At 71.1% G+C, this 24,202-nt stretch carries 21 protein-coding genes and 1 riboswitch; of the genes, 10 read left to right on the top strand and 11 right to left on the bottom strand.

All coding sequences use genetic code 11. The features are described from left to right. The first annotated feature begins 5 nt into the window (after window positions 1-5). Window positions 6-1,205, top strand: a complete 1,200-nt coding sequence (locus EJ913_RS11460; RefSeq protein WP_126997859.1) for an NnrS family protein — start codon at window positions 6-8, stop codon at window positions 1,203-1,205. A 26-nt stretch (window positions 1,206-1,231) separates the two neighbouring features. Here the strand turns inward: EJ913_RS11460 and EJ913_RS11455 are convergent, their stop codons facing one another. The 10 genes from EJ913_RS11455 to EJ913_RS11410 all read right to left on the bottom strand — a co-directional run bounded on the left by EJ913_RS11455 (window position 1,232) and on the right by EJ913_RS11410 (window position 12,041). Next, window positions 1,232-2,257: a DUF6925 family protein gene (locus EJ913_RS11455; RefSeq protein ID WP_126997857.1), complete on the bottom strand. Its 1,026-nt coding sequence runs from the start codon at window positions 2,255-2,257 to the stop codon at window positions 1,232-1,234. Continuing rightward, window positions 2,254-3,048, bottom strand: a complete 795-nt coding sequence (locus EJ913_RS11450) for an ABC transporter ATP-binding protein (protein ID WP_126997855.1) — start codon at window positions 3,046-3,048, stop codon at window positions 2,254-2,256. Before EJ913_RS11450 ends, EJ913_RS11455 begins: the two co-directional genes overlap by 4 nt. Next, window positions 3,048-4,064, bottom strand: coding sequence for a FecCD family ABC transporter permease (locus EJ913_RS11445; RefSeq protein WP_126997853.1), 1,017 nt, complete (start codon window positions 4,062-4,064; stop codon window positions 3,048-3,050). The genes EJ913_RS11450 and EJ913_RS11445 overlap by 1 nt, the downstream gene beginning before the upstream one ends. Continuing rightward, a complete protein-coding gene (locus EJ913_RS11440) occupies window positions 4,061-4,912 on the bottom strand; it encodes an ABC transporter substrate-binding protein (protein WP_126997851.1) in 852 nt (283 codons plus the stop codon). Before EJ913_RS11440 ends, EJ913_RS11445 begins: the two co-directional genes overlap by 4 nt. Then, window positions 4,909-6,831: a TonB-dependent receptor plug domain-containing protein gene (locus EJ913_RS11435; RefSeq protein ID WP_126997849.1), complete on the bottom strand. Its 1,923-nt coding sequence runs from the start codon at window positions 6,829-6,831 to the stop codon at window positions 4,909-4,911. The genes EJ913_RS11440 and EJ913_RS11435 overlap by 4 nt, the downstream gene beginning before the upstream one ends. Window positions 6,832-6,948: 117 nt before the next feature. Beyond that, window positions 6,949-7,175, bottom strand: a riboswitch (cobalamin riboswitch). 80 nt (window positions 7,176-7,255) lie between these two features. Then, window positions 7,256-9,469 carry a response regulator gene (locus EJ913_RS11430; RefSeq protein ID WP_126997847.1) on the bottom strand — a complete coding sequence of 738 codons (2,214 nt, stop codon included), beginning with the start codon at window positions 9,467-9,469 and terminating at the stop codon, window positions 7,256-7,258. A 10-nt stretch (window positions 9,470-9,479) separates the two neighbouring features. Then, window positions 9,480-9,803, bottom strand: a complete 324-nt coding sequence (locus tag EJ913_RS11425) for a circadian clock KaiB family protein (protein ID WP_126997845.1) — start codon at window positions 9,801-9,803, stop codon at window positions 9,480-9,482. Continuing rightward, window positions 9,803-10,156 carry a circadian clock KaiB family protein gene (locus EJ913_RS11420; protein ID WP_126997843.1) on the bottom strand — a complete coding sequence of 118 codons (354 nt, stop codon included), beginning with the start codon at window positions 10,154-10,156 and terminating at the stop codon, window positions 9,803-9,805. Before EJ913_RS11420 ends, EJ913_RS11425 begins: the two co-directional genes overlap by 1 nt. Further along, window positions 10,153-11,853, bottom strand: a complete 1,701-nt coding sequence (gene kaiC / locus EJ913_RS11415) for a circadian clock protein KaiC (RefSeq protein WP_244939321.1) — start codon at window positions 11,851-11,853, stop codon at window positions 10,153-10,155. The genes EJ913_RS11420 and kaiC overlap by 4 nt, the downstream gene beginning before the upstream one ends. After that, window positions 11,850-12,041, bottom strand: a complete 192-nt coding sequence (locus EJ913_RS11410) for a hypothetical protein (protein WP_126997841.1) — start codon at window positions 12,039-12,041, stop codon at window positions 11,850-11,852. The genes kaiC and EJ913_RS11410 overlap by 4 nt, the downstream gene beginning before the upstream one ends. 451 nt (window positions 12,042-12,492) lie before the next feature. Between EJ913_RS11410 and EJ913_RS11405 the strand changes: the two genes are divergently transcribed. The 9 genes from EJ913_RS11405 (at window position 12,493) to EJ913_RS11365 (ending at window position 22,577) form a co-directional block, all read left to right on the top strand. Next, the gene (locus EJ913_RS11405) at window positions 12,493-13,710 is read left to right on the top strand and encodes an ATP-dependent DNA helicase (protein ID WP_126997839.1); all 1,218 of its coding nucleotides are present in this window, start codon (window positions 12,493-12,495) and stop codon (window positions 13,708-13,710) included. Window positions 13,711-13,857: 147 nt separating this feature from the next. Further along, the gene (locus tag EJ913_RS11400; protein WP_126997837.1) at window positions 13,858-16,215 is read left to right on the top strand and encodes an O-linked N-acetylglucosamine transferase family protein; all 2,358 of its coding nucleotides are present in this window, start codon (window positions 13,858-13,860) and stop codon (window positions 16,213-16,215) included. 55 nt (window positions 16,216-16,270) lie between these two features. Continuing rightward, window positions 16,271-18,409 carry a tetratricopeptide repeat protein gene (locus tag EJ913_RS11395; RefSeq protein WP_126997835.1) on the top strand — a complete coding sequence of 713 codons (2,139 nt, stop codon included), beginning with the start codon at window positions 16,271-16,273 and terminating at the stop codon, window positions 18,407-18,409. A 254-nt stretch (window positions 18,410-18,663) separates the two neighbouring features. Further along, window positions 18,664-19,107, top strand: coding sequence for an HMA2 domain-containing protein (locus EJ913_RS11390; RefSeq protein ID WP_126997833.1), 444 nt, complete (start codon window positions 18,664-18,666; stop codon window positions 19,105-19,107). A 6-nt stretch (window positions 19,108-19,113) separates the two neighbouring features. Then, complete coding sequence (locus EJ913_RS11385) at window positions 19,114-19,437, top strand: HMA2 domain-containing protein (RefSeq protein WP_126997831.1); 324 nt, start codon at window positions 19,114-19,116, stop codon at window positions 19,435-19,437. Window positions 19,438-19,474: 37 nt separating this feature from the next. Continuing rightward, a complete protein-coding gene (locus tag EJ913_RS11380) occupies window positions 19,475-19,747 on the top strand; it encodes a hypothetical protein (RefSeq protein WP_185909753.1) in 273 nt (90 codons plus the stop codon). Then, complete coding sequence (locus EJ913_RS11375; protein ID WP_185909752.1) at window positions 19,740-20,108, top strand: hypothetical protein; 369 nt, start codon at window positions 19,740-19,742, stop codon at window positions 20,106-20,108. The genes EJ913_RS11380 and EJ913_RS11375 overlap by 8 nt, the downstream gene beginning before the upstream one ends. Beyond that, window positions 20,080-20,427 (top strand): YtxH domain-containing protein, encoded by a 348-nt coding sequence (locus EJ913_RS11370; protein WP_126997829.1) that lies wholly within the window; start codon window positions 20,080-20,082, stop codon window positions 20,425-20,427. Before EJ913_RS11375 ends, EJ913_RS11370 begins: the two co-directional genes overlap by 29 nt. After that, the gene (locus EJ913_RS11365) at window positions 20,424-22,577 is read left to right on the top strand and encodes a heavy metal translocating P-type ATPase (protein WP_126997827.1); all 2,154 of its coding nucleotides are present in this window, start codon (window positions 20,424-20,426) and stop codon (window positions 22,575-22,577) included. Before EJ913_RS11370 ends, EJ913_RS11365 begins: the two co-directional genes overlap by 4 nt. Here the strand turns inward: EJ913_RS11365 and EJ913_RS11360 are convergent. Then, window positions 22,574-24,142, bottom strand: coding sequence for a ribonuclease J (locus EJ913_RS11360; protein WP_126997825.1), 1,569 nt, complete (start codon window positions 24,140-24,142; stop codon window positions 22,574-22,576). The two genes, EJ913_RS11365 and EJ913_RS11360, sit on opposite strands and share 4 nt — an antisense overlap. Between the last annotated feature and the right edge of the window lie 60 nt (window positions 24,143-24,202).

The raw sequence follows: 24,202 nt of genomic DNA, 5'->3' as shown, positions 1-24,202 counted from the left end.
CCACGATGAAGCCCACCACCATGGAGCGCTCCCGCAACTGGACCGGACCGGCCGTCCTCAGCTTCGGCTTCCGGCCGTTCTTCTTCTGCGGGGCGCTCTACGCCGCCGGGCTGATCGCCGTCTGGGTGCCGTGGTTCCTCGGCTTCATCAATCCGGACACGGCCTTCTCCCCCGTCGCGTGGCACGCCCACGAGCTGCTGTTCGGCTATGTGCCGGCCATCGTCGCCGGCTTCCTGATGACGGCGGTGCCGAACTGGACCGGGCGCCTGCCGGTGGTCGGCTGGCCGCTGGCCGCGCTGTTCGCGGCCTGGGCCGCCGGGCGGCTGGGCGTCGCCGGCTCGACCGCGCTGGGGCCGCTGGCGACCGCGCTGGTCACGCTGCTGTTTCCGGTCGCGCTCGCCGCCGTGATGGGGCGGGAGATCGTCGCCGGCAGGAACTGGCGCAACCTGAAGGTCCTCGGCGTCCTCTTCGTCCTGATCGGCGCGCAGAGCCTCTTCCATTGGGAGCTGTGGCGCTTCGGGCAGAGCACCCACGGCGCGCGCCTCGCGGTCGCGACGACGGTGACGCTGATCATGCTGGTCGGCGGTCGCATCATCCCCAGCTTCACCGGGAACTGGTTGAAGAAGCAGGGCGCCGCGCGGCTGCCCGCCCCCTTCTCCCGCTTCGACCAAGTGGCGGTGGGCCTCGGCGTCCTCGCCCTGGCCGGCTGGGTCGCGCGGGACGCCGGACTTGTCGACGAGCGCCTGACCGGCGCCCTGCTGCTGGTTGCCGGAATCGCGCAGGCGGTCCGGCTGGCGCGCTGGCAACCGCACCGCACGCTGGCCGAGCCGCTCGTCCTCGTCCTCCACGTCGCCTACGCCTTCATCCCGGCCGGCTTCCTGCTGGCGGGCTGGGCCTCGGTCGCCGGCAGCGTGGCCCATGGCAGCGCCGCGCTCCACGCCTGGACGGCGGGGGCCATCGGCGGCATGACGCTGGCGGTGATGACCCGCGCCACGCTCGGCCACACCGGGCGGGCGCTCGTCGCCTCCTGGCCCACCATCGCGATCTACGCCGCCGTGACGGTCGCGGCCGGGGCGCGGATCGCCGCCGCGCTGGCCCCGCAGCGGACCATGCTGCTGATGCCGCTGGCCGGGGTGGCGTGGATCGTCGCCTTTCTGCTGTTCGGCGTGGTTTACGGCCGCATGCTGCTGACCGCCCGGCGATGACCGCCCGAACGAGCCCCGCCACCCCGTCAATGCGCCGGGCGAGCCTCCTCGCCGCCGGCGGCGTCGGGCCGGTCGAAGCGGCCGACCCAATCCGCGAGCCGGGGCAGACCGGGGGACAGGGTCGCGGCCTGCCGGACGGCGACGCGGACGGCCAGGCGTTGCGCCCGGTCGAGCGCCGCGTCGTCGATGGGCGGGTCGTTCCGGTGCAGCGCCTCCAGGACCGCGCGCTTCAGGCCGACCAGCGCCGGAACGCCGTGGCGCTCCAGAAGGGCCTGGAAGGCGGCGTGGCGGCCCCGGTCGAACGGGATCGGCCGGCCGTTGCCGTCCTTCGCCGGGTGCGGCGGGAACAGGTGGACGACCGGAACCCAGCCATCGGGAATGGGGGCGGTGGCGGCGTGGGTGCGGCCGGCGGCCAGCAGACGGGGCAGGACGTGGGTGTGCGGCCCTTCCGGGCTGGCGCCGCCGGGCGGCGGGATCGGCTGGCCGACCTCGATCCGGCCGACACGGCCAAGGAAGACGCGGGTGGGACTCAGCTCCGGCATGGCGCGGCCCAACGGGTTTTCGGGATCGAACAGAGCCCGCCCGACCCCGGCGCGCAGCCGCTCCACCACGCGCGGGTCGGCCGAGCGGACGCAGGCGTCGGTCTGCGGCAGCCCAAGGCCGATGTCGAACAGAACGCCGTCCCGGTCCTCGGGCGCGAGGGCGTCGGCGTCCGGTCCCAGCTCGGTCACGACCCCGCGTCCGCTCATGGCGCAGGCGTCGGCGGGCAGGCAGAGGGCCACGGCCTGGCTCCAGCCGGTTCCGGCGGCGGTCTCGTAGGCGACCGGGCGCACCGCCGGATCGAACCGCAACCGCAGGCCGCCGCGCGCCGTCCGGGCCTCCAGCCGCGCGCCGTCGTCGCCGAGCCGCACCGGCTCGTCGGCGTCGCGCAGGAACTCGGCGACGGCGCCGAAGGAGCCGAGGCTCCAGGCGGTCGCCGGATCGGCGACGGCCTCGCGCAGCAGCGCCGCAACCTCGGACGGATCATGGGTGGGAGGAAGGGCGTCGGTCATCGGGCGGGTTCCCCTTGAGTGGAAAGCGCGGTCCAGGGCAGCAGGAAGGGCCGGTCGCCGACCCGGCCGCGATGGGCGGCGATGCCGTAGGCGTCGCGCAGGTTGGCGTCGGTGAGCGTCTGGTCGGGCGGCCCGTCGGCCAGGACGGCGCCGTCCGACAGCAGGATCAGCCGGTCGCAGAAGCGGGCGGCGAGCGTCAGGTCGTGCAGCACGGCGACGACTCCGGTGCCGCTCCGGGCCGCGTCGCGCAGCAGGGCCATCGTCTCCAGCTGGTGGCGCGGGTCGAGCGCCGCGACCGGCTCGTCGGCCAGCAGCAGGGCGGCCTCGGTGGCGAGCGTGCGGGCCAGCAGCACCCGCATCCGCTCGCCGCCCGACAGGGTGCCGACGATCCGCCGCCGCAGGTGCAGCGTGTCGGTCCTCGCCAGCGCGCGCTCCACCGCCGCCCGGTCGGCCGCCGTGACGCCGCCCAGCATCCCCCGGTGCGGCAGGCGGCCCAGCATCGCCAGCGCCTCGGCCCGCAGCGGCCAATGCACCGGCCCGTCCTGCGCCAGATAGGCGATGCGCCGGGCCAGGGCGCGCCGGCCGAGGCGGGCGGCGTCGGCGCCGTCGAAGGCGACGGTCCCGGCGGCGGGCGGGGCAAGCCCGGCGAGGATGCGCAGCAAAGTGGTCTTGCCGGCGCCGTTCGGGCCGATCAGCCCGACGAACGCGCCCGCCTGGAGGTTGAGCGTCACATCGGACAGGACGCGGCGCCCGCCGGCCGAGGCCGTGATTCCGGTGGCGTCGATGCGCATCACGGCTCCTCCCGGCGCAACCGCCAGATCAAGGCAATCAGGAAGGGCGCGCCGATCAGCGCGGTGACGACGCCGAGCTTCAGTTCCGGCCGCGTCGGCAGCAGGCGGACCGCGATGTCGGCGGCCAGCGTCAACGACGCCCCCGCCAGCCCGCTGACCGGCAGCAGCCGGCCCGGACGGGCGCCGACCAGCGGGCGCAGCAGATGCGGCCCCACCAGCCCGACGAAGCCGACCGCCCCCGTCACCGACACCGCGCTCCCCACCGCCAGGGCGGCCCCGGCGATCAGCCGCACCCGCAGCGCCGCGAGGTTGAAGCCCAGGCTGCGCGCGGTGTCCTCCCCCAGCGTCAGGGCGTCGAGCGCGCGGGCGCCCGACAGGGTCAGCGCCCAGCCGGCCAGCATCGGCGGCAGCACCAGCCAGAGCTGGTCGGTGCTACGGTCGGCCAGCGACCCCATCAGCCAGAAGACGATCTCCAGCGCGGCGTAGGGGTTGGGCGCGAGGTTGAGCGCCAGCGCGGTCAGCGACCCGGCGAGGCTGTTGATGGCGATGCCGCCGATCACCAGCGTCGTGGTGCCGGCCCCGCGCGCCGCCATCACGTTCAGCAGCAGCGCCGCCGCGGCGGCGCCGGCCATCCCGCCGAGCGGCAGGGCGAGGGCGACCGTCGCCGACAGGCCGCTGTAGAAGACGACCACCGCCCCCAGCGCGGCGGCGCTCGACACGCCGACGAGGCCCGGTTCGGCCAGGGGATTGCGCAGCCAGCCCTGCATCGCCGCCCCGGTCAGGCCAAGGCTGAACCCGACCAGCAGGCCGAGCGCCGCGCGCGGAATCCGCAACTCGGCCAGCACCAGCGCCGGCAGGGTGGCGCGACCGCCCAGCAGATCCCCGAAGGCGGCGCCGAGATCGAAGGGGACGTAGCCGATGGCGACGGAGGCGAGGCCCAGCGCCAGGGTCAGCACGGCCAAGCCGGCGACCAGCGCGGCGTAGGGGATGCGCTCGTCCAGGGGAAGCCGGCTCATGGCGCGGCTTCCCGGCCGACGGCCAGCAATTCGGCGGCCTCGGCGATCTGCGGGCCGGCGCAGGTCCACAGCCGCGAGGGAAGGGACACCACGCGCACACGCGTCGCCAGCGCCGCCACGGCCGGGTGGTGGAGCACCGCGTGGGCCAGCGACGGCGGCGCGTCGGGCGCGGCGTCGACGATCAGCCGCTCGGCGCCGCCGAGGATGATGGCCTCCAGCGGCAAGGCGCCCTGGCTGCCCAGCGGCAGCCGGTCCGCGAGGTTGTCCAGCCCGGCGCGGGTCAGGATCGTGTCGACCAGCGAACCGGAGCCGGCGACGAAGCCGTTCGGACGCAGCACGACGGCGGTCGGACGTTGCCCTTGCGCAAGGGCATCGAGGGCGTCGAGGGCGTCCAGGCGGGCGGTCATGCCGGCGATCAGCGCCTCGCCGCGCTCCGGCTCGCCGACCGCATGGGCGAGCTGGCGGATCTGCTCCGCCACCGCCTCCACCGTCTGGGGGACGTCCAGCTCCAGCAGGGGAATGTCGAGCCGCTTCAGCAGCCCGACCGTCGTCCGCGTCGTGTATTTCCCGGCGACGACGAGGTCGGGCCGCTGCGGCACGATCTCCTCCGCCAGCCCCCGGTTGACCGGGACCGCCGCCGCCAGCGCCGCCACGTTGGAGCCGCGCGGGTCGCGCGCCAGCCACGTCACCGAGGCGATGCGCTGGGGCTCGACCAGCCGCAGCAGCAGCTCGTCGGCGCAGAGGTTCAGCGACGCGATCCGTTGCGTCTTTGCCGGCGCGTCCCCGGCCAGCGCCGCCCCCCCCGCGAGCGGGAGGACGGCGAGGATCCGCAGAAGCCAACGCCTCACAGCGACAGCCGCAACCCGACATAGCCGGCGCGGCCCGGCGTGCCGTAGGTCCAAACCTCCTGGTAATGGCGGTCGAACAGGTTCTCGACCCGGCCGAAGACGTCCACCTGTTCCGTCAGCTTGTAGGAACCCGACAGATTGACCAGCGTGTAGGGCGCCAGATTGACGACTTGCCGGTTGTAGAACGCGTCGTAGGCCCAGTCGCTGGTCCGGCCGTTGTAGACGATCCCGAGATTGGCGTTCGCCCGGTCGTCGAGGAAGCGGTAGTTGACGTTCAGGCTGGCCAGCTGCTTGGGCCGGCGCACCAGCTCGTTGCCGCTCGAATCCACCCCGTCGGTCAACGTGTAGGAGCCGCGCAGCAGCAGCCCGTCCACCGGCTCGACCGACAGCCCAAGCTCGGCGCCCCGGACACGCGCCTCGCCGGGCAGGTTGATGGCGCTGGTCCCGGTTCCGGTGATCTGGTCGCGGATGCGCTGGTTGAACCAGGTCGCGTCCACCGAGGCCCGCTTGCCCCAAAGCGGCTGGTCGAAGCCGGCGTCCCAGCCGCGCCCCTTCTCCGGCTTCAGGTTCGGGTTGCCCCGGAAGGTCGCGGTGTAGCCGTACAGCTCGAACAGGGTCGGGTTCTTCACCCCGGTGCCGTAGGAGGCGCGCAGCTTGGTGTCGGTGGCCTCGACCAGATAGGCCGCGGTGGTCCGCCAGGTGGTGGCGTCGCGGAACAGATCGTTGTCGTCGTGGCGGACGCTGCCGGTCAGGGTCAGCCGGTCGAACAGCCCGAGCTTGTACTGGCCGACCAGCCCGGTCGTGCCGATGGAGCGGTCGAAATTGGCGAAGCTGCTCTTGCTGATCGCCTTCTCGTCCTCATGCTCGATCGCGGCGGTCAGCACATGCTCGGCCGGGCCGGTGTTCAGGGTCAGGTTGGTCTGGTAGTCGGCCTTGGTCTTGCGACCCTCGTAGCGGCTGGTGACCAGCTTGGCGGAATTGCGGTAGTCGCGCTGCTGGTTGCCGTAGGACAGGCCGACGATGTGCTCCCACCGGCCCTCGAAGAAAGCGGCCTTGCCCTGGACCCGGCCGAAATACTGCTCCCCGGTGGTGTCGGTGCCACTGTCCACCGCACCGCGCCCGCCGACGAAGTCGTCGCTGTCGGTGCGGAAGCGGGTGTAGCGGCCGACGACGCCGATCTCGCTGTTCCCGGTCGGGCGGACGGCGAAGTTGCCGGCGAGCGTGCCGTTGCGGTAGCCGTCCTTCTCGGGGTTGCCGCGCCGCTTGTCGGCGACCGAGACGCCGTCGCTGAACACGCCCTGCCCGCTGACCGACAGGTCGTAGCGGTCGTTTCCGGTGGCGAGCGAGGCGCGGCCGGCGGCGGTTCCGAAGGAGCCGCCCTCCACCGCCGCCTTGACCGCGAGCGGTCCCTTGCCGCGTCTGGTCACGATGTTGACGACGCCGCCGACCGCGTCGGAGCCATAGAGCGCGCTCTGCGGACCGCGCAGGACCTCGACCCGCTCGACGTCGCCGGCCAGCAGATTGGCGAAGTCGTATTCGGAGCCGGAGGACGGATCGTTCATCTCGATCCCGTCAACGATCACCAGCGTCTGGTTGCCCTCCGATCCGCGGATGCGGATCTGGGTCAGTGACCCCATCGGGCCGGTGCGGTTGACGGCGACGCCCGGCACTTCGCGCAGCGCGTCGGACAGGATCCGGGTCTGGCGCCGCTCCAGCTCCTCGCCGGTGATGACGGTCAGGGCGCTGCCGGTCTCCGCCGCTGGGGTGGCGACGCGGTTGGCCGTGACCGACAGCGGCGGCAGCGCCAGGAGGGTGCTTCGGGCCGCCTCCTGGGCCAGGACGGGAACGGGCAGGAAAGCGCCACCCAGGACGAGGGCGAACGGAAGGGTCCGGAACGGACGGTTGGCATGATCGGGCATTGGGGACCTCGGGCGGGACGCCGGTGGCACGTCACCGCGAACCAAGTCCCGCCGGTGTCTCCGCGAACGGAGTCCCGGCCTGACGACCTCCGGTGCACCCCGCCCGAACGCGTTCGCGTGTGACCACGACTGACGGCAGGTCTCCTGGCTCGCGGGTTATCGTCGCTCCGTCGCCTTCCCAGGACCCGAGATCCCAGTGGCTTATCGACGGACGACTCGCCGCTTACAGTTGCGGGGGCAGCCTCGGCATGGATTCCGGCGTCGGCGCCTGTCCAGCGCCGCCGCGAATTCGCACCGTGTTCCCTTTTCAGCCCTTGCGGGCAACCGTCGGGCGGAAAGCTAGGGGCAGGGCGCGAACGGGTCAACTCTTTTGAGGGGCCGGTCGGACGATCGCCGAATGAACCCTTCCCGGCGGGACGGCTCCCTAACGACGCCGAGGCGCCGGCAGCACATGCGTCAGCATGCCGGTCAACTGGCTGACCCCGTAGGGCTTGGCGAGCGTCGGCGCCCCCATATGCGGTTCCGGATGCGAGGCGGCTCCGTAGCCGGTGGCGAACACGAAGGGGATCCCGCGCGCGGCCAGAAGGTCGGCGACGGGGTAGGAATGCACGCCGGCGAGGCTCACGTCCAGAAGCGCCGCGTCGAACGGCTCGCTCCGGGCCATCGACAACGCTTCGTCGAGCGTCGACGCCGGCCCGACCACCGCATAGCCCAGATCGTCCAGCATCGCCTCGACCGCCATCGCCACCAGCGTCTCGTCCTCGACCAGCAGGACGCGCGGCCTCGACGGCTCCGCATCGGGCGCCTCGTCGGCCGCCTCGTCGGCCGCCGGGGCCGCGACGTCCGGCGCGGACGAAGCGGGAGCGCAGGACGGAAGGCGCGGCCGCTGGCCAAGGGCATGGTGGATCGCCCCCGCCAGTTCCTCGTGGCGATAAGGCTTGCGGAGGACGGGAAACTCCATTTCCAGCACCGGGTCCCGCACCCGGTTCCCAGCGGTGAAGCCCGAGGTCAGAAGGATGGACACGTCCGGGTGCCGCTGACGCACCACGCGGGCCAGATCGATGCCGTTCATGCCGTGCGGCATCACCACGTCGGAGAACAGCAGATCGATGGCCGCGTTCTCCGCCAGCACCGCCAGCGCCGCCGTGCCGCTGTCCGCGTCGATCACGGTGTAGCCCGACGCCTCCACGAGCTGCACCACCAGCCGCCGCACGTCCTCGTCGTCCTCCACCACCAGCACCGTGCCCTGCCCGTTCTCCATCAACGGGACGGGCGGCACCGGCACCGGTTCGACCGCGTCCTGCGGCGCGGCCCACGGCAGATGCAGGGTGACGCGGGTGCCCTGCCCCGGAACGCTGCGCAAGGTGACGAAGCCCCCCGATTGGCGGACGAAGCCGTAGATCATGCTCAAGCCCAGGCCGGAGCCCTTGCCGACGTCCTTGGTGGTAAAGAAGGGCTCGAACGCCCGCTCCATGGTGTCGGCGTCCATGCCATGTCCCGAATCCCCGACCGACACCGCCACATATCGGCCGGGATGCGCGTCCGGAATTCCGAACGCCACGCTTTCGTCCAAGGTGACGTTTTCCGTGACGATCCTCACACATCCCCCCTCGGGCATGGCGTCCCGGGCGTTGATGGCGAGGTTGAGCAGCGCGTTCTCGAACTGATGCGGATCGATCCGGCAATGCCAAAGCTCCGCCGCCTCGACCAGTTCCACCACGATGGCGGCGCCGACCGCGTGCCGCACCAGCGGCACCAAGGCCGGCAGCAGGGTGTGGATGTCGAGGACCTGGGGCTGGAGATTCTGCCGGCGCGAGAAGGCCAGGAGTTGCTTGGTCAACTGCGCGCCCCGTTCGGCGGCGCCCATGGCCTGGGTGAGGAGCGGCACCACCCGCTCCTCCGCGCCCAGCCGCCCCCTGGCCAGTTCGAGGTTGCCGGTGATGATCATCAGCAGATTGTTGAAGTCGTGGGCGATGCCGCCGGTGAGCTGCCCCACCGCCTCCATCTTCTGGGCTTGGCGGAGCTTCGCCTCGGCGCGCTCGCGCTCCGCGATCTCGGCGACCAGCCGGGCGTTGGTCTCGGCAAGCTCGTGGTTGCGCCGCCGCTGCTGGGTGAGGTCGGTAACGACACCGCACAGGATCCGCTCCTCCATCCCCGGCAGCACGGCGAAGGACAGATGGACCGGCACCCGGAGGTCGCCCGCCGCCATCAGCGTGAACTCGCCCCGTCCCCCGTCCTCGGTGCTGCCGGACAGCAACCAGGCAAAGGTCGCGCGATCCTCGGCGGGCACGAAGCGGGTGAAGGCGCCGCCAACGATCCGCTCCTGCGGCGTTTCGAGCAGGGTGGCGAGCCGCTGGTTGCAGTAGAGCACGACACCGCTGGCGTTCAGGGTCACCGCCCCTTCCTGCATCTGCTCGATCAGCACCCGGTAGGGCCGGTCGGCGTTCTCCAGCGTGTAGACCTGATGCCCCTCCGCGCTGGCGACGACGACGGCATCGACCTCGCCGTTGCGGATGGCGTCGATGGTGTCCTCGGCCTCGCGCAGCCGGGCTTGCGCCTCCGTCAGCTCGCGACGGAGGTCTTCGAGGATTCCATCGGCGGCGGCGCTGGGGGGGGCGGCGCTGGGACCTGGGAGCATGATGGGAATGTCACGCGCTGGGAGGGAGTGGGTGCGGCTGGATCTCCAACCCGGCCAGGACCTTTTCGGTGTCCGAAAGATCGCCGACGACCCGCCGCAACGGCAGCGGCAGAAGCTTGACCAGCGTCGGCGCGGCGATGATCTGCTGATCGACCGCCGCCACCGGATTCTGGTAGATGTCGATCACCTCCAGATCGTAGCGCCCGTCCAGATGCGTGGCGCAGATGCGGCGCATGTTCTCGATCGCCCGCGTCGAGCGGGGCGTCGAGCCCGTCACATAGAGCCGCAAGGTATAGCGGGGGGCGGTGTGATCGTATCCCGGGCCATCGGTCATCACATCTCCTGGCGGCGGATGTCGAGACCGACAAGAACGCGTTCCGTGTTGGATAGGTTGCCGATGATTCGTTTCAGCGGCTGCGGCAAATGGCGCACCAGGGTCGGGATGGCGATGATCTGGTCGCCCTCGGCCAATTGCGGATTCACCAGCAGATCGATCACCTCGATGGTGTAACGGCCGGCCAGATGCTCCTCGCAGATCCGCTTGAGGTTGGCGATGGCCGTCAGCGACTTCGCGGTTTGCCCGGCCACGTAGAGCCGCAGGCTGTAGTGCCCATCGGGAGAACCGGTGTCGGGGAACGCCCTTGCTTCGGCAAGAGCCACGGGAGACGGCTTGTCGGCGCCGCTCATTCCGCCGCTCCCCGGATCACCGCCATCGCGTCACGGTCCTGTTCGAGCGACTGCTCCCACGACGTCGCCTGCTCGTCCAGCCGCTCCAACTCCGCCGCCTCGGCGTCCAGCGCCGCCCGCAATTCGGCGACCTGCCGTTCGGTGGAGAGCCGCTTGCGCTCGAAATCGCGGCGGCGCTGTTCGGTCGCCCGCTGGCGCCGCATCGTCTCGGCCCGTTCTCGGGCCTCCTCGGCCAGCCGCGCCGACCCGGTCATCACCCCGCCCGAACCCAGATAGGGCTCGATCAGCACGACCCCCTGCCCGGTCAGGCGGTACTCGCGGATCTGATTGGAATGGCCCATGCCGCGCGCCTTCAACACGTAGAGGCCACGGTTGCGCTCCCCGGTCTCCTCGATGCAGCGCAGCGAAATCCAGGCGTCCATCAGCGAGGACACCATGTGATCGGCATCGGTCATCGGGCCCGACGCCGTCAGTCCGGTGAACAAGGCGGTGATGCCGTCCTCCTTGAGGATGTCGATCAGCCGCAGCAACGCCGCCTGGATCTCCGAGGAAGGGCCGTGGAAGGCGGAGATGGGGTCGATCACCACGGCGGTCGGCCGGAACCGCCGCACGTCGCGGACCATGCGCGCCAGATGCATCTCGAAGCCGAACAGGCTGGGACGGGCCGATTCGATCCGCAGCAGCCCGGCGTCCAGATGGGGTCTCAGATCGAGCCCGACGGAGCGGACGTTGCGGATGAGCTGGGAGGGCGATTCCTCGAAGGTGAAGAGCAGGCAGCGCTCGCCGCGCCGGCAGGTCGCGCTGGCGAACTGCGCGCCGAAGATGGTCTTGCCGGTCCCGGAACCGCCGGTGACCAGAACGCTCGACCCCCGGTAGAAGCCGCCGGCGCCGAGCATGGCGTCGAGGCCGGGGACGCCGCTCGACACCGGTTCGTCCGAGGTCTTGTGGGCAAGGCCGGCCGAGGTGATCGGCACGACGCTGATGCCTTGCTCGTCGATGAGGAAGGGGTACTCGTTGGTGCCGTGGGACGAGCCACGGTACTTGACGATGCGCAGCCGCCGGGTGGTGATCTGCTCCTCGACCCGGTTGTCGAGCAGGATCACGCAGTCGGAGACATACTCCTCCAGCCCCTGTCGGGTGAGCTGCCCCTCCCCGCGCTCGCCGGTGATGACCGCGGTGACGCCCTGGTCCTTGAGCCAGCCGAACAGCCGCCGCAGCTCGGCGCGCAGGATGCCCGTGTCGGTGAAGCCCGAGAACAGCGCCTCCACCGTGTCCAGAACGACCCGCTTGGCGCCCACGCTCTTGATGGCGTAACCGAGGCGGACGAACAGGCCTTCCAGGTCGTACTCGCCGTTCTCCTCGATCTCGCTGCGCTCGACCCGGACATGGTCGATCGCCAGCTTGCGGGCGGCGACGAGCGCCGGCACGTCGACGCCGAGCGAGGCGACGTTGGCGGTCAGATCCTCGGCCCGCTCCTCGAAGCTCATGAACACGCCGGGCTCGTCGAAGCGGACGGCGCCGTTGACCAGGAAGGTCATGGCGAACAGCGTCTTGCCGCAGCCGGCGGCGCCGCACACCAGCGTCGGCCGCCCCTGGGGCAGGCCGCCCAGCGTGATGTCGTCGAACCCTTCGATGCCGCTCGGGGTCTTGGGAAGAGAATGCGGGGCGCTGTCCAGCGCCATGGCGGTTTCGGTCATCGCGGCTCGGACACCTTGGTCTTGATCAGGGCGTGGTTGGCGACCGCGTTGGAAAGCGGCTTTTCGCGAAACCCGTGTGCGGGCACGGTCTCGCCCGGGTTGTCGAGGAGACGATCTTCCCACTTGGCACAGCACCATGCCGCGGCAAGCAAGGCCGGCTCGATCCGCATCGTGGCCAGCGTTTTCATGATCGAACGCCTCCTTTAGAAAGAGGGAAACGCTACACCGCTTCAATGCGCATAGCAACACACCGTAAGAGCAATAGCCAATCCTTGGGGCAGGATCGAGCGACCTTCCCGATACGAGAATCTTGCAGTACCCGCCAATTTTTTTCGTTTTGTCAATATGGACGAGAGCCCTACCTCGCCGGAAATCAGGCATCGTTTCTCATATTGCCGATGTTTCTTCACTGGGCGCCTTCCCTCGACTTCGATTTAATCTATGTGAATGTCTGAATAGATTTTTGTGACTCCTTACAGGGTTGCCTGTGAAGCGCTTCCCAGCCGCCCATGCGAATCCCGGCCGACGGTATCGGACGCGCGTTGCTAAGGTTTTCCCTTTCGGCGATGGCCTCTGGACCGGGGCTGGAGGAGCAAAGTAGGGTGCGCCTCCATCCGCGTTTCCATTCCGGTTGAGTCCATGCCTTCCGACACGCCGACCGACGAGCAGCATCGCGCCATCCAGGCGATCGACGCCTGGTATGCGGATGACCAGGCCCCGCAGGTTTTCTGGCTTGCCGGCGAAGCCGGAACGGGGAAGAGCAAGACCACGGCCTTCGTGCTCGAACATCTGCAGGAACGCCGCCGGCTGAAGGATTACGTGGTCGGCTCGCCGACCGGGAAGGCGGCGCAGGTGCTGCGCCAGAAGGGGATCGACAGCGCGGCGACGCTGCACTCGCTGCTCTACGCCCCGCGCAAGGATGGGGACACGGGCGAGCTGTACTTCGCCCGCCGGGCCGACGGCCCCCTGGCCGAGGCCGATCTCATCGTCTGCGACGAGGGCTCGATGGTCGGCGACGACGTGGCGCGCGATCTTCTCCGGACGGAGAAGAAGATCCTGGTGATCGCCGACGACTACCAGCTGCCGCCGGTGTCCGGCCAAGGCATGTTCACCGGCGGGGAACCCGATTTCCGCCTGACCGAGCCGCACCGCACCGCGCGGGAGAGCCCGGTCATCCGCTTGGCCCATCTGCTGCGCCAGCAGCAACTGCCCCGGCGGTTCGGCTCGGTCGGCAAGGTGCACGTCCTCCCCTTGGAGCGCGGCACCCAGTCCCTGGTGATGCGACCCTCGTCGCAGGCGATCTGCGGCACCCACCGTGTCCGCACCACCTACACGAAAAGGATGCGGTCTCTCCTTGGGCATGAATCCGTCATGCCGCAGGCGGGCGAGCGCGTCATCTGCCGGCGCAACCAGAAGGACGAGGGGCTCTTCAACGGGATGATCGGCTCCATGACACGGGCGGCCACCGAAGCGCGCGGCCGGGACGCCGGGTTGTGGTCCTTGGGCGTGCAGATGGAGGACGAGGTCCGGTCGCGCAGCAAGCTGATCGTGCATCCCTGGATGTTCCAGGCGCACTACACTGACGGAACGGTCCAGCCGCGCGTGGGGAAGGACATCCAGATGTATGATTGGGCGTGGCTGATCACCTGCCACGCCTCCCAGGGGTCGGAATTTCCCTCGGTCACCGTGATCGACGATTCGGCGGCGTTCCGGGAACACAGATGGCGGTGGCTGTACACGGCCGTGACGCGGTCGCGCGACGAGCTGGTGCTCCTCCTTCGCAACACCGAACTCGGCGGGCCGTGGCGGCTTCCCGTCTTCGGGGACGAACTCCCTTCCAGCCCCTCGTCCCGCTAGGGATGGGGCGGGCCGTTCCGTATCGATCCTTTCCACCTGGGGCAGGACCGGAGAAGGCGGCGGGCGCGGCATCCCCGTTTCACCTCCTCCCCCGGCGTCTGTTATCGTCCCTCGCACGACACCAGCCCGAGATCAGGACAGGAACGCATGGCCAGCATCGACGAGGCGTTCGCACTGGCCACGCGCCACCATGACGGCGGCGCCCTGGACAAGGCGGAACTCCTGTACGGGCGCATCCTGGCCGCCGCCCCCCGCCATGCCCACGCCCGCCACCGGCTCGGGCTTCTGAAGGCGCAGACCGGCCGCTCCCTTGAGGGCGAGCGGGACGTCGCCGCCGCCGTCGCGCTCGGCGGCCGAAACGCGGCGTTCCACCGCGACCTCGCCACGCTGCGGCTGGCGCGCGGAGCCGGCTCGGAAGCGTTGGCCGCCTTCGGCTGGGCGCTGGCGTTGCAGCCGGACCAGTCGGTCGCCGCGACCGCCGCCGACCTCGCCGCCCGGCTGGCCGACGAGGCCGCCGACCGGGGCGACAGCCGCGCGGCGTTCGGCCTCTACCGTCGGGCCGTCGCGCTCGCCCCCGGCCATGCGATGGCGGCCTACAACCACGCCGTCACCCTGCGCGATGCCGGCGCCACGGCCGATGCCACCGCCGGCTTCGGCCATGTCCAGCGGCTGCGGCCGGATCTGGCGCCGGTCTATGGGAGCCTGGGCGAGCTTCTGCGGCAGTCCGGGCGGACGGTTCAGGCGATCCGCGCTTTCCGTTGCGCCGTCGTCCTGAATCCCGCCGACGCCGGCGCGTTGGGAGGGCTCGGCGCCGCCCGGCTCGACGCCGGGCAGGTGACGGATGCCCTGACCTGCCTGCGCCATGCCCTGACGATCCACCCGGACGATCCGGGAATGGCGGCGCTGCTGGCGAGCGGGTTTCTCGCCCTGGCCGGACGCGCCTTCGCCGCCGCCGCCTGGAATCCGGCGGAGGACGCGTTGCGGCGGACGCTGGCGCTCCTGCCGAACGAGCCCGCCGCCTGGACCAGCCTCGGCGCGGTGCGGCAGGAACGGGGCATGCTGCCGGTGGCGATCCAGATGCACCGCCGGGCGATCACCCTCGATCCCGGCGGCGCCGACGGGCAGGCGCAATCCAACCTGGGTGTGGCCCTGATGGGCGACGGCTCGCTGGCCGAGGCGGCCGACGCGTTGCGGCTGGCGCGGACGCTGCGCCCCACCGATCCGCTGACCGCCTCCAACCTGCTGTTCAGCCTGTGCTTCAACGCCGGCGAGCCGCTGGAGACAGTCTTCGCGGAGCATTGCCGCTATGGCCGGGACTTCGCCCGCCCGGCCCTTCTCCACGCAACGCCGCGCGCCGACGAGGCCGGACGCCGGCTGCGCGTCGGCTATCTGTCGCCCGACTTCCGCCGCTACCCCGGCCCGGCCTTCCACTATCTGCTGCCGCTGTTCGAGAACCACGACCCCGCCGGCTTCGACATCCGCGGCTATCACGACCACTCTTCCAACGACGCGGTGACCGGACAGTTCCAGGCGCTGGCCGGCGGCTGGACCGAAGTCCATGCCCTGGACGAGGCCGCGCTGGCCGAGACGATCCGCCGCGACGGCATCGACATCCTGGTCGATTGCGCCGGACACATGGCCGGAAACCGGCTGCCGCTGTTCGCCCGCAAGCCGGCGCCGCTCCAGATCAGCTACCCGCTCTACCCCAACACGACCGGGCTGCCGGCGATGGATTACCGGATCAGCGACCGCCATTTCTCGCCGCCTTGGGCCGACGCCCTGCACAGCGAGGCGCTGATCCGCCTTCCCGACGCCCATGTCTGCTACCGCCCGGCCCCCTCCCAATTCGTTCCGCCGGTGGAATCGCCATGGCGCGCCGGCAACCCCTTCACCTTCGCCTCCTTCAACACGCTGGCCAAACTGACGCCGCCGACGGTGGCGGCCTGGGCCGAAATCCTGCGGGCGGTGCCCGACAGCCGGCTGATGCTGAAATGGCGCGGGCTGGCGAGCGCGGGGATGAGCGGCCGGGTGCTGGACGCCTTCGCCGCCGCCGGCATCCCGGCGGAGCGCATCGCCCTGCGCTCCCCGACGCCGGACCCTTACGAGGATTACCGGCTGGTCGATCTGTGCCTCGACCCGCTCTTCGCCAACGGCGGCACGACCACCTGCGACGCGCTGTGGATGGGCGTGCCGGTGCTCACCCTGTGCGGCCGGGCGCCCTTCTCGCGGGTCGGGCTCTGTCACCTGACCACGGTCGGGCTGGAGGAACTGGTCACCCACCGGGTCGACGACTACGTCGCCACCGCCATCCGGCTCTCGACCAAGCGGGACAGGCTGGAGGCGATGCGCGCCGGGCTGCGCGCGCGGACCGGCGGCTCCGCGCTGATGGACGCGCCGCGCTACGTCCGCCACTTGGAAGCCGCTTACCGTCTCGTCTGGAAACGGCGTTGCGACGGGTTGCCGCCGGCCCCGCTGCGGCTATCCCCGGACGGCGCGCCCGCCTGATCCCGTCGCCGCCCTCCCCTGCCCCGCGACTTGTCCCGCCAAAGGTCCGCCCGTCATGGCCACGCTTCAGGAAGCCTTGCGTCTCGCCTTCGAGCATCACCGGAACGGACGCGCCGGCGAGGCGGGGATCCTGTGCGACCGCATCCTCCAGGCCGTCCCCCGCAACGCGGCGGCGTTGCGTCTGCGCGGCGCCCTGCTGGCCGGTTCCGGACAGCCGGAGGAGGCGTTGGCCCATTTCGCCAAGGCCCTGCGGATCGAGCCGGCCGACGCCGCCGGCCGCTGCGGCCACGCCGCCGCGCTGGATGGGCTCGGCCGGGCCGGCGAGGCGGAACGGGGCTATCGCCGCGCCGCCGCGCTGGATCCGGCGCACGCCCCGGCATGGTTCGGGCTGGGCGGGGCGCTGCGCCGGTGCGGCGATCCCGACCGCGCCCTGGCGGCCTTCGCCAGAGCCGTCGCCAGCGATCCGGCGCTGACCGCCGCGCGCGCCGCGCACGATGCCCTGCGGGCGGACATCCAGCTCATCGACGCCCGCCTCGCCGAGGCCCACGACCGCTTGAGCGGCGGCGGCAAGGACGCGCCGGCCGGTTTCCGTGCCATCGTCCGGGATGCTCCCGGCCATGCCAAGGCCCGTTTCTCACTGGGCTTCGCCCTGGCAGCGGCTGGGCGGTTCAGCGAGGCCGACCGCGCCTATCGCGTCGCCATCGCGTTGGGGCCACAGACTCCCCTGCCCTATCTGCTGCTCGCCGACCAGCTCCAGCAGCGGGCCCAACTCTTCAGCCCGGCCGCCGCGCTGTTCGGTCGGGCGGCGGTCCTGGCCCCCGATGACGCGACGGCCCAGGCCGGGCTGGGCGACGCGCTGTTCAACGCCGGCCGGCTGGCGGACGCCCTGCCGGCGATGCGCCGGGTCGTCGCGCTGACCCCCGGCGACGCCGAGGCCCACGACACTCTGCTCTTCTCCATGCTGGCTTTGCCCGCCACCAGCAACGGCTCGCTGGCCGCCGAGGTCGAGCGCTTCCGGCAACGGCATGGCCACGCCCTTCCCGTGGCTCCCCACGCCAACGACCGCGATCCCGAGCGGATCCTGCGGGTCGGTTACGTCTCCGGCGCCATCCGGGAGGATCACAACATCCTCTATTTCCTGGAGCCGCTGCTGACCGGCCACGACCGGCGGCGGGTGGAGGTCCATGTCTACGCCGACACCGACTACGCCGATCCGGCGCAGGCTCGCATGGGCCGGCTGACGGAGCATCGCCACAGCCTGCTCGGGCTGGACGACGCCCAAGCCGCCCGCCGCATCCGCGACGACGGCGTCGACATCCTGGTCAGCCTGCTGGGGCGCGGATCGATGCTGCCGCGGACCGGCGTCTTCCGGCATCGCCCCGCCCCGGTGCAGGTCGCCTTCCACCATGTGATGACCAGCGCCGACGAGGCGATGGACTATTGGCTGACCGACCCCGTCGCCCACCCCCCCGGCAGCACGGAGCCCTTCGTCGAGCGTTTGGTCCGCCTGCCGCGCTATTGCCAGTACCGGCCTCCGGCCGACGCGCCGGAGACGGTGGCCCCTCCCCTCCGCCGCAACGGCGTCCCGACCTTCGGCTGCTTCACCAGCCGCTGGAAGATCAGCGACCCGACCATCGATGCGTGGGGCCGCATCCTGAACGCCGTTCCCGGCTCCCGCCTGCTGCTGAAGGGCCAGGGCCTTGCGGAGCCGTCGATCCAGGCCTTCTACCGCCGCAGGCTGGCCGAGGTCGGCGTGACGCCCGAACGGCTGCTGTTCCGCCCCTTCACCCCCGGCCGGGACAACCATCTGGCGGTCTACAACGAGGTGGACGTCGCGCTCGACACCCATCCCTACGCCTACGGCAACACCGCCTTCGAGGCGTTGTGGATGGGCGTCCCGGTGGTCACCTTGGCCGGCGACCGCTTCGCCAGCCGCATGGCCGCGTCGATCCTGGACGCCGCCGGGCTGGAGGGCTGGATCACCGGGACCCCCGACGCCTTCGTCGCCCGGACCGTGGCGCTGGCCCGCGACGGCGCCGCCCTGGATTCCTGGCGCCGCACCGCCCGCGCGCATCTGTCGGCCTCGCGGATTTGCCAAGCGCCCGCCTACGCCCGTCACGTCGAGCGGGCCTATCGTTGGATGTGGCGCCGCTGGTGCCGGGGGCTGCCCGCCAAGGAGACCGTCCCCCAATGATCGCTCAACCAAGCGTTTGGGATCCCTGCCGAAGCAGGCGCGGGATTTTTCGATTCTGAAGCGATGGCGCGGTTTCATTCGTTATATGCGCGGACGTGACGCAGGCTTGAGCGTGGCGGCTTGGCTTGACCGCATTTTTTCAAGGGTCTAGCGTCTGCGGCCGGAGCAATTCTCGCGTTTCCCCGCAAGGGTTGCGGACGGGAATCGGCTGGCGCCCACGCCAGCCGGCGCGTTTTGCAATTGGGTGCACCGCTATGCCCGTCTCTTGGACCGTCTCCCGCCTGCCCGGCCGCCTGCGCCTGCGCCATCCAACGTTGCGTCAGGCAGCACGCAACGAGGCCTTGCAGGCGACGCTGCGCGGCTGGGACGGCGTTCTGTCGGTGACGGGCAACCCCGCCACCGGCAGTGTCCTGATCCATTACGATCCTGCGCGGATCCCCCCGGTAGACATGGAGGCTCGCGTCGCCGCGACGCTGGGAGCGCCGGACGCCGGGAAAGCGGAGGAAGCGGCGAAGAAGCCTGCCGCCTTCGCCCCCCGCAAACTCAACCGCGCGGCCAAGATCGGCATGCTCGGCAGCCTGTCGGGAACGCTGCTGGCGCTCGCCGTCGGCAAGAAGCTGCACGCCGCGTTCGGCGTCGCGCATCTGGCCTTTCTGACGGTCCATCTGGCCACCCACCGCAAGCAACTGCTCCGCTGATCCATCATGACCGACCCGCATCCGCTGCTCCGCTTCGTCAGCCTGTTGAGCATCGCCCACCATATTCCCGGCCGCATCCGGCTGAAGCTGGCGGCGAAGGACACCGATCTGGCCGATGCCATCGCCCAGGCGAAACGCTTCGGCCGGCTCGTCACCGAGGCGCCGGGCATCCGGTCCGTCAACGTCAACCTGCTGGCGCGGTCCTGCGTCGTCGAATACGACGCCGACCGGATTCCACCGGCAGCCTGGGGGGATCTGTTGGCCGGCACGCCCTCGGACGCCGCCGAACGTCTGCTGCGGGCACTCACCCCTCCCGCCGGGGCCGCCTGAAGGCCGGACGACGCCGCTTCACACAAGGAGATACGCCGTGCTTCCCGTGCTCACATTCGCGTCCGGCCTGATCGCCGGCATCGTCGGCGTCCAGTGGCTGAAGAAGACCAAGCTTGCGGATGAGGGCGCCGCCGCCCGCCTGGACAAGACCCAGGCCGGCCTGCGGCGGGCGGCGGTGAGCGGCTTGGCGGCGATGGAGACATCCTCCGCCGGCCTGCGCGCCAAGCTCACCCCGGCCGAGGCGACCGCCGAGGCCCCTCCGGTGGAACCCGCCGAACCGGCGGTGCCGGGCCGAGATCAGGATGCCTAAGCGCCGCAAGGCGGCGCGCCCCGACGCCCTCGCCTACGTCTTCGCGCGCGGCTTCGTCGCCACGGCGCTGCTGACCGCCGTGCAGGACCGCTCCACGGCGACTCCCCGCCGCGTCCTGCACCGCGCGATCCAGGGTGGCGCGGCGTTGGCGGCGGGCACGGCGGCGGCCGATGCCCTGGCCCAGCGTCGCTACGGCATCGCTCTGGCCGCCGCGACCGTCGGTGCCGCCGCCGTGTTGGCGGCGGAGAATCTGCTGGATCACCCGACGAATCCCCCGGCATCGGATCCCCTGGCGGATCCGCACCCCCCGAACGACGACAAGGAGACCGGTCTTGGCCAAGAAATCGCGCAAGAAGGATAAGAAAGCGCGGCAACGGATGGAGGCCTGGAACGCTCAGGCTCAATCCTTCAACGGCCAGGGCTTCGGCCGGGCGGCGGGCGGCGGTCTGTTCGACGGGCTGTCGCGGCTGTTGCCGGCGGGGCGTTCGGAGCAGTTCCTGCTGGGCGCCGCGATCGGCGCCGCCGCCGCCTATGTGCTGTCCGACGACGAGCTGCGCGGCAAGCTCATCAAGTCTGGGCTGTCGCTCTATTCCGGGATCATGGGCGGTCTCGAAGAGATGAAGGAGCAGGTCGCCGACATCCAGGCGGAAATGGGCGCCGCGCCGGACGGGCCGGCGTGAGCCTCGGCGGCTGGTTGCGGACGGTGGACATCGTCCACCGCACGGCGGGGCCGGAATGGGGACGGGTGCGGCTGCGCTACCGGACCAACCCGGAATCGCCCGGCGCCCCGGAAGGGCTGCAACCGGCCGCCGCCCTGTTGCCGGGGGTCACCAGCGCACGGGTCAATCCACGCGCGCGCTCGGTGATCCTCGCCTACGATCCGGCGGTCACCGACGCCGACCGCCTGCGGGCGGCGCTGGCCGCGTTGGACGCACCCGCCGCCGCCAGCGCCATTGCCACGGAACCGGTCGGCGGCCGGTCGGCGGTCATCGCCAGCGCGGCGACGCTGCTGGGCAGCGGGCTGCTGCCGCGTCCCCTGCGCTTCCCCCTCGCCATGGCCGGGGCGGCGCCGCTGCTCAGGCACGCCCTGGCCGAGTATGGCAGCGCCGGGGTCACCTCCCACGTGCTGGAGGGGATGGCGATCGCCATTTCGCTGGCGCGCGCCGACTACACCGCCGCCAACACCACCACCTTCATGCTGGTTCTGGGCGAGCATCTGGAAGAGTCCATCGCCCGCCGCTCCGATCACCTGCTCAAGCATTTGCTGCGTCCGTCCTGCGACGAGATCTGGGTGATGCGGGGCGATGACGAGGTGCTGGTGCCGGCCGCCGAGGTCGTTGCCGGCGACACGGTGGTCGCGGGGGCGGGGGCGGTCGTTCCGGTCGACGGCACCGTTCTGGCGGGCGAGGCCATGGTCAACGAAGCGGCGATGACCGGTGAAAGCGTCTCGGTGGTGAAGACGCGCGGCGCCAAGGTGCTGTCCGGAACGCTGGTTGAGGAGGGCCGGCTGTCGATCTACGCGGAGCAGGTGGGCACCGGCACGGCGGCGGCGCGGATCGCCGAGTATGTCGAGCAATCCCTGCTCGCCAAGAGCCAGGCGCAGTTGGAGGCCTCCCGCCTCGCCGACCGGCTGGTGCCCACGGTGCTGCGGCTGGCCGGCGCCTCCTATCTGGTGTCCGGCGACTGGCTGCGCGCCGCGTCGGTCCTTCAGGCCGACTATTCCTGCGCGCTGAAGCTGGCGACGCCGGTGGCCTTCAAATCGGCGATGTACGGGGCCGGGCAGTCAGGCATCCTGGTCAAGGGGGCCGGGGCGCTGGAACGGTTGGCCGAGGCCGACACCTTCGTCTTCGACAAGACCGGCACCCTGACCACCGGCTCCCTGATGGTGACGGATTCGGTCGTCTTCGACGCGGCCTACACGCCCGAAGACCTCATCGCGCTGGCCGCCTCGGTGGAGGAGCACTACTTCCACCCGCTGGCGCTGGCCGTGGTGAACGCCGCCCGCGCCCTGGACAGCCACCATTTCGACCACCAGGAGGTCGAGTTCATCGTCGCCCACGGCGTCGCCAGCGTCATCGACGGCAAGCGGATCGTCGTCGGATCGCGGCATTTCGTGCAGGAGGACGAGGGCATCGACATCGAGCCCCACCGCGACGTGGTCGATGGCCTGTACCGCCAGGGCAAGACCCTGCTGTACATCGGCTACGGCGGCGTGCTGCTCGGCATCCTCGCGCTGAAGGACAGCGTGCGGGACAACAGCGCCGCCACGATCCGCCGCCTGCGGGCGCTGGGGGTGAAACGCATTCTGCTGTTGACCGGCGACCACATGGAGCGGGCGGCCGAGCTGGGGGAACAGTTGGGCCTGGACGCCGTCCACGCCGAACTGCTGCCGGAGGACAAGGCGCGGATCATCGCGGATCTCGGCCGCGAGGGCGCCCGCATCGCCTTCGTCGGCGACGGCATCAACGACGCGCCGGCGCTGGCCGGGGCGCATGTCGGCATTGCCATGCAGAAAGGGGCGGACATCGCCCGGCTGACGGCGGACGTCGCCCTGCTGGAGGACGACATCGAAAAGGTGGCGGACGCCAAGGCCATCGCCGACGCGGCCATGGCGCTGATCGCCACCAACTACCGGCTGACCGTGGGCGTGAACACCGGCATCCTCGCCGCCGCCGCGCTTGGGTTGCTGTCGCCCATTGCCACCTCGGTGCTGCACAACGGCGCCACCATCGGCATCCTGCTGAACGCCCTGCGCCGACGCCGCCCGCAACGTGAGGGCGCGATGCCGAGCCAGACCGAAGCCCGACATCGCAGCCGGGATCGGGCCTAGCTGGCGAGCGACAGCGACGCGCTGGCGCGGACCGCGTGGGCGGCGCCCTCGACGTCCTCGGCGGGACCGCCCCAGGCGATCAGCGTCCGCCCGTCGTTGGCAAGGCGCGCGGGCTCGATGCGGCCGACCACCGAGGTGCCCTCGCGGGCCAGACGGAAGATGTCGCCGTCCTCCGGGATCAAGGCCCGCTCGACGCCGCAGCTGCGGGCCAGCCGGGCGTGAGCCTCCAGATGCTCGATCGTGCCGTGGACCGGCACCGCGAAGCGCGGGCGAACCAGATCGTACATGCGGCGCAGATCGTCCCGCTTCGGATGGCCCGAGACATGGACCGGCGCGTCGGCCGGAGTCACCACGTCGACGCCCATCCCACGCAGGTGTTCCTGCACGTCGGCAAGCGCCACCTCGTTGCCGGGAATGGAACGGGCGGAGAAGATGGCCGTGTCGCCACGCTCCAGCCACAGGTCGCGGTGCTCGTTTCGGGCCAGGCGGCTGAGCGCCGCCCGCTCCTCGCCCTGGCTGCCGGTGCACAGCAACACCAGGTTGCGCCGGGGCATCCAGGAGGCCTCCGCCATGCTGGCGAAGTTCGGACGGCCCTTCATGTAGCCGCAGGCGCGCGCAGCCTTTTCCATGCGCACCATCGACCGGCCGACCAGAACCACCTTGCGGTCGTGGGCCGCGGCGGCTTCGAGAACCGCCGTCATCCGCGCGACGTTGCTGGCGAAGCCGGTGACCGCGATGGCCCCCTTGCGGCCGGCGAAGGCATCGATCAGGCCGGCGCGGGCGTCGGCCTCGGAGCCGGTCGCACCGTCCACATTGGCGTTGGTGCTGTCGCACAGCATCGCCAGCACGCCCTCGTCGCCGAGGCGCTTCAGCGCGTTGATGTCCGTTTTCTGGCCGACCAGCGGGTTGGGGTCGAACTTCCAGTCGCCGGTGTGCAGCACCGTGCCGGCCGGCGTGTGGATCGCCAGCGACACCGGTTCGGGAATGGAATGGGTCACCGCGATGGTCTGGATCCGGAAGGGGCCGAGCGACAGCGTGTCGCCGATGTCGAACTCGCGGATGCGCACCTTGCTCAGAGTGCCGGCTTCCTTCATGCGCTCGCGGATCACGTGGGCGGCGAAGGGGCTGGCGTGGATCGGGCAGCGCAGGCCCGGCCACAGGTGGTGGATGGCGCCGATGTGGTCTTCATGCGCGTGGGTGACGACCAGCCCGACGACGTCGTCCATCCGGTCCAGGATGAAGGCCGGGTCGGCCATCAGGGAGTCGATGCCCGGCGCGTCGTCGCCCAGGAAGGCGACGCCGGCATCGACGATCAGCCATTTCCCGGCATGGCCGTACAGCGCCATGTTCATGCCGATGCGCGAGCAACCGCCCAACGGCAGAAACAGGATTTCGTCGGTGCCCGGAACCGGGCCGGACGCCGGACGGCGACCGTCGCGAGCCTGCGCTCCCGGCGTGACCGGCCCGCCGTCATCCGGCTTGCGGTCGGGGGGAGAAAGACGCGCTCGCTGCTGGCTGGCGCGATGCTTCGGCGCTGAACGGCGCCGCTTCGTTTCAAAAGTCATTATCCTCTTGTCTTCTCAAATCCGGCATTCGACGCTGCCGGACCGGCGTGCATCGCCCAT

Origin of the sequence: Azospirillum doebereinerae (genome assembly GCF_003989665.1) — a bacterium.
GTDB lineage: Bacteria > Pseudomonadota > Alphaproteobacteria > Azospirillales > Azospirillaceae > Azospirillum > Azospirillum doebereinerae.
This window is presented reverse-complemented; position numbering and strand designations above follow the sequence as displayed.

Coding starts and splice junctions, on each gene's coding strand:
- EJ913_RS11460 (WP_126997859.1), top strand. CDS start 6: ATGAAGCCCACCACCATGGAGCGCTCCCGCAACTGGACCGGACCGGCC.
- EJ913_RS11455 (WP_126997857.1), bottom strand. CDS start 2,257: ATGACCGACGCCCTTCCTCCCACCCATGATCCGTCCGAGGTTGCGGCG.
- EJ913_RS11450 (WP_126997855.1), bottom strand. CDS start 3,048: ATGCGCATCGACGCCACCGGAATCACGGCCTCGGCCGGCGGGCGCCGC.
- EJ913_RS11445 (WP_126997853.1), bottom strand. CDS start 4,064: ATGAGCCGGCTTCCCCTGGACGAGCGCATCCCCTACGCCGCGCTGGTC.
- EJ913_RS11435 (WP_126997849.1), bottom strand. CDS start 6,831: ATGCCCGATCATGCCAACCGTCCGTTCCGGACCCTTCCGTTCGCCCTC.
- EJ913_RS11430 (WP_126997847.1), bottom strand. CDS start 9,469: ATGCTCCCAGGTCCCAGCGCCGCCCCCCCCAGCGCCGCCGCCGATGGA.
- EJ913_RS11425 (WP_126997845.1), bottom strand. CDS start 9,803: ATGACCGATGGCCCGGGATACGATCACACCGCCCCCCGCTATACCTTG.
- EJ913_RS11420 (WP_126997843.1), bottom strand. CDS start 10,156: ATGAGCGGCGCCGACAAGCCGTCTCCCGTGGCTCTTGCCGAAGCAAGG.
- kaiC (WP_244939321.1), bottom strand. CDS start 11,853: ATGACCGAAACCGCCATGGCGCTGGACAGCGCCCCGCATTCTCTTCCC.
- EJ913_RS11410 (WP_126997841.1), bottom strand. CDS start 12,041: ATGAAAACGCTGGCCACGATGCGGATCGAGCCGGCCTTGCTTGCCGCG.
- EJ913_RS11405 (WP_126997839.1), top strand. CDS start 12,493: ATGCCTTCCGACACGCCGACCGACGAGCAGCATCGCGCCATCCAGGCG.
- EJ913_RS11400 (WP_126997837.1), top strand. CDS start 13,858: ATGGCCAGCATCGACGAGGCGTTCGCACTGGCCACGCGCCACCATGAC.
- EJ913_RS11395 (WP_126997835.1), top strand. CDS start 16,271: ATGGCCACGCTTCAGGAAGCCTTGCGTCTCGCCTTCGAGCATCACCGG.
- EJ913_RS11390 (WP_126997833.1), top strand. CDS start 18,664: ATGCCCGTCTCTTGGACCGTCTCCCGCCTGCCCGGCCGCCTGCGCCTG.
- EJ913_RS11385 (WP_126997831.1), top strand. CDS start 19,114: ATGACCGACCCGCATCCGCTGCTCCGCTTCGTCAGCCTGTTGAGCATC.
- EJ913_RS11375 (WP_185909752.1), top strand. CDS start 19,740: ATGCCTAAGCGCCGCAAGGCGGCGCGCCCCGACGCCCTCGCCTACGTC.
- EJ913_RS11360 (WP_126997825.1), bottom strand. CDS start 24,142: ATGACTTTTGAAACGAAGCGGCGCCGTTCAGCGCCGAAGCATCGCGCC.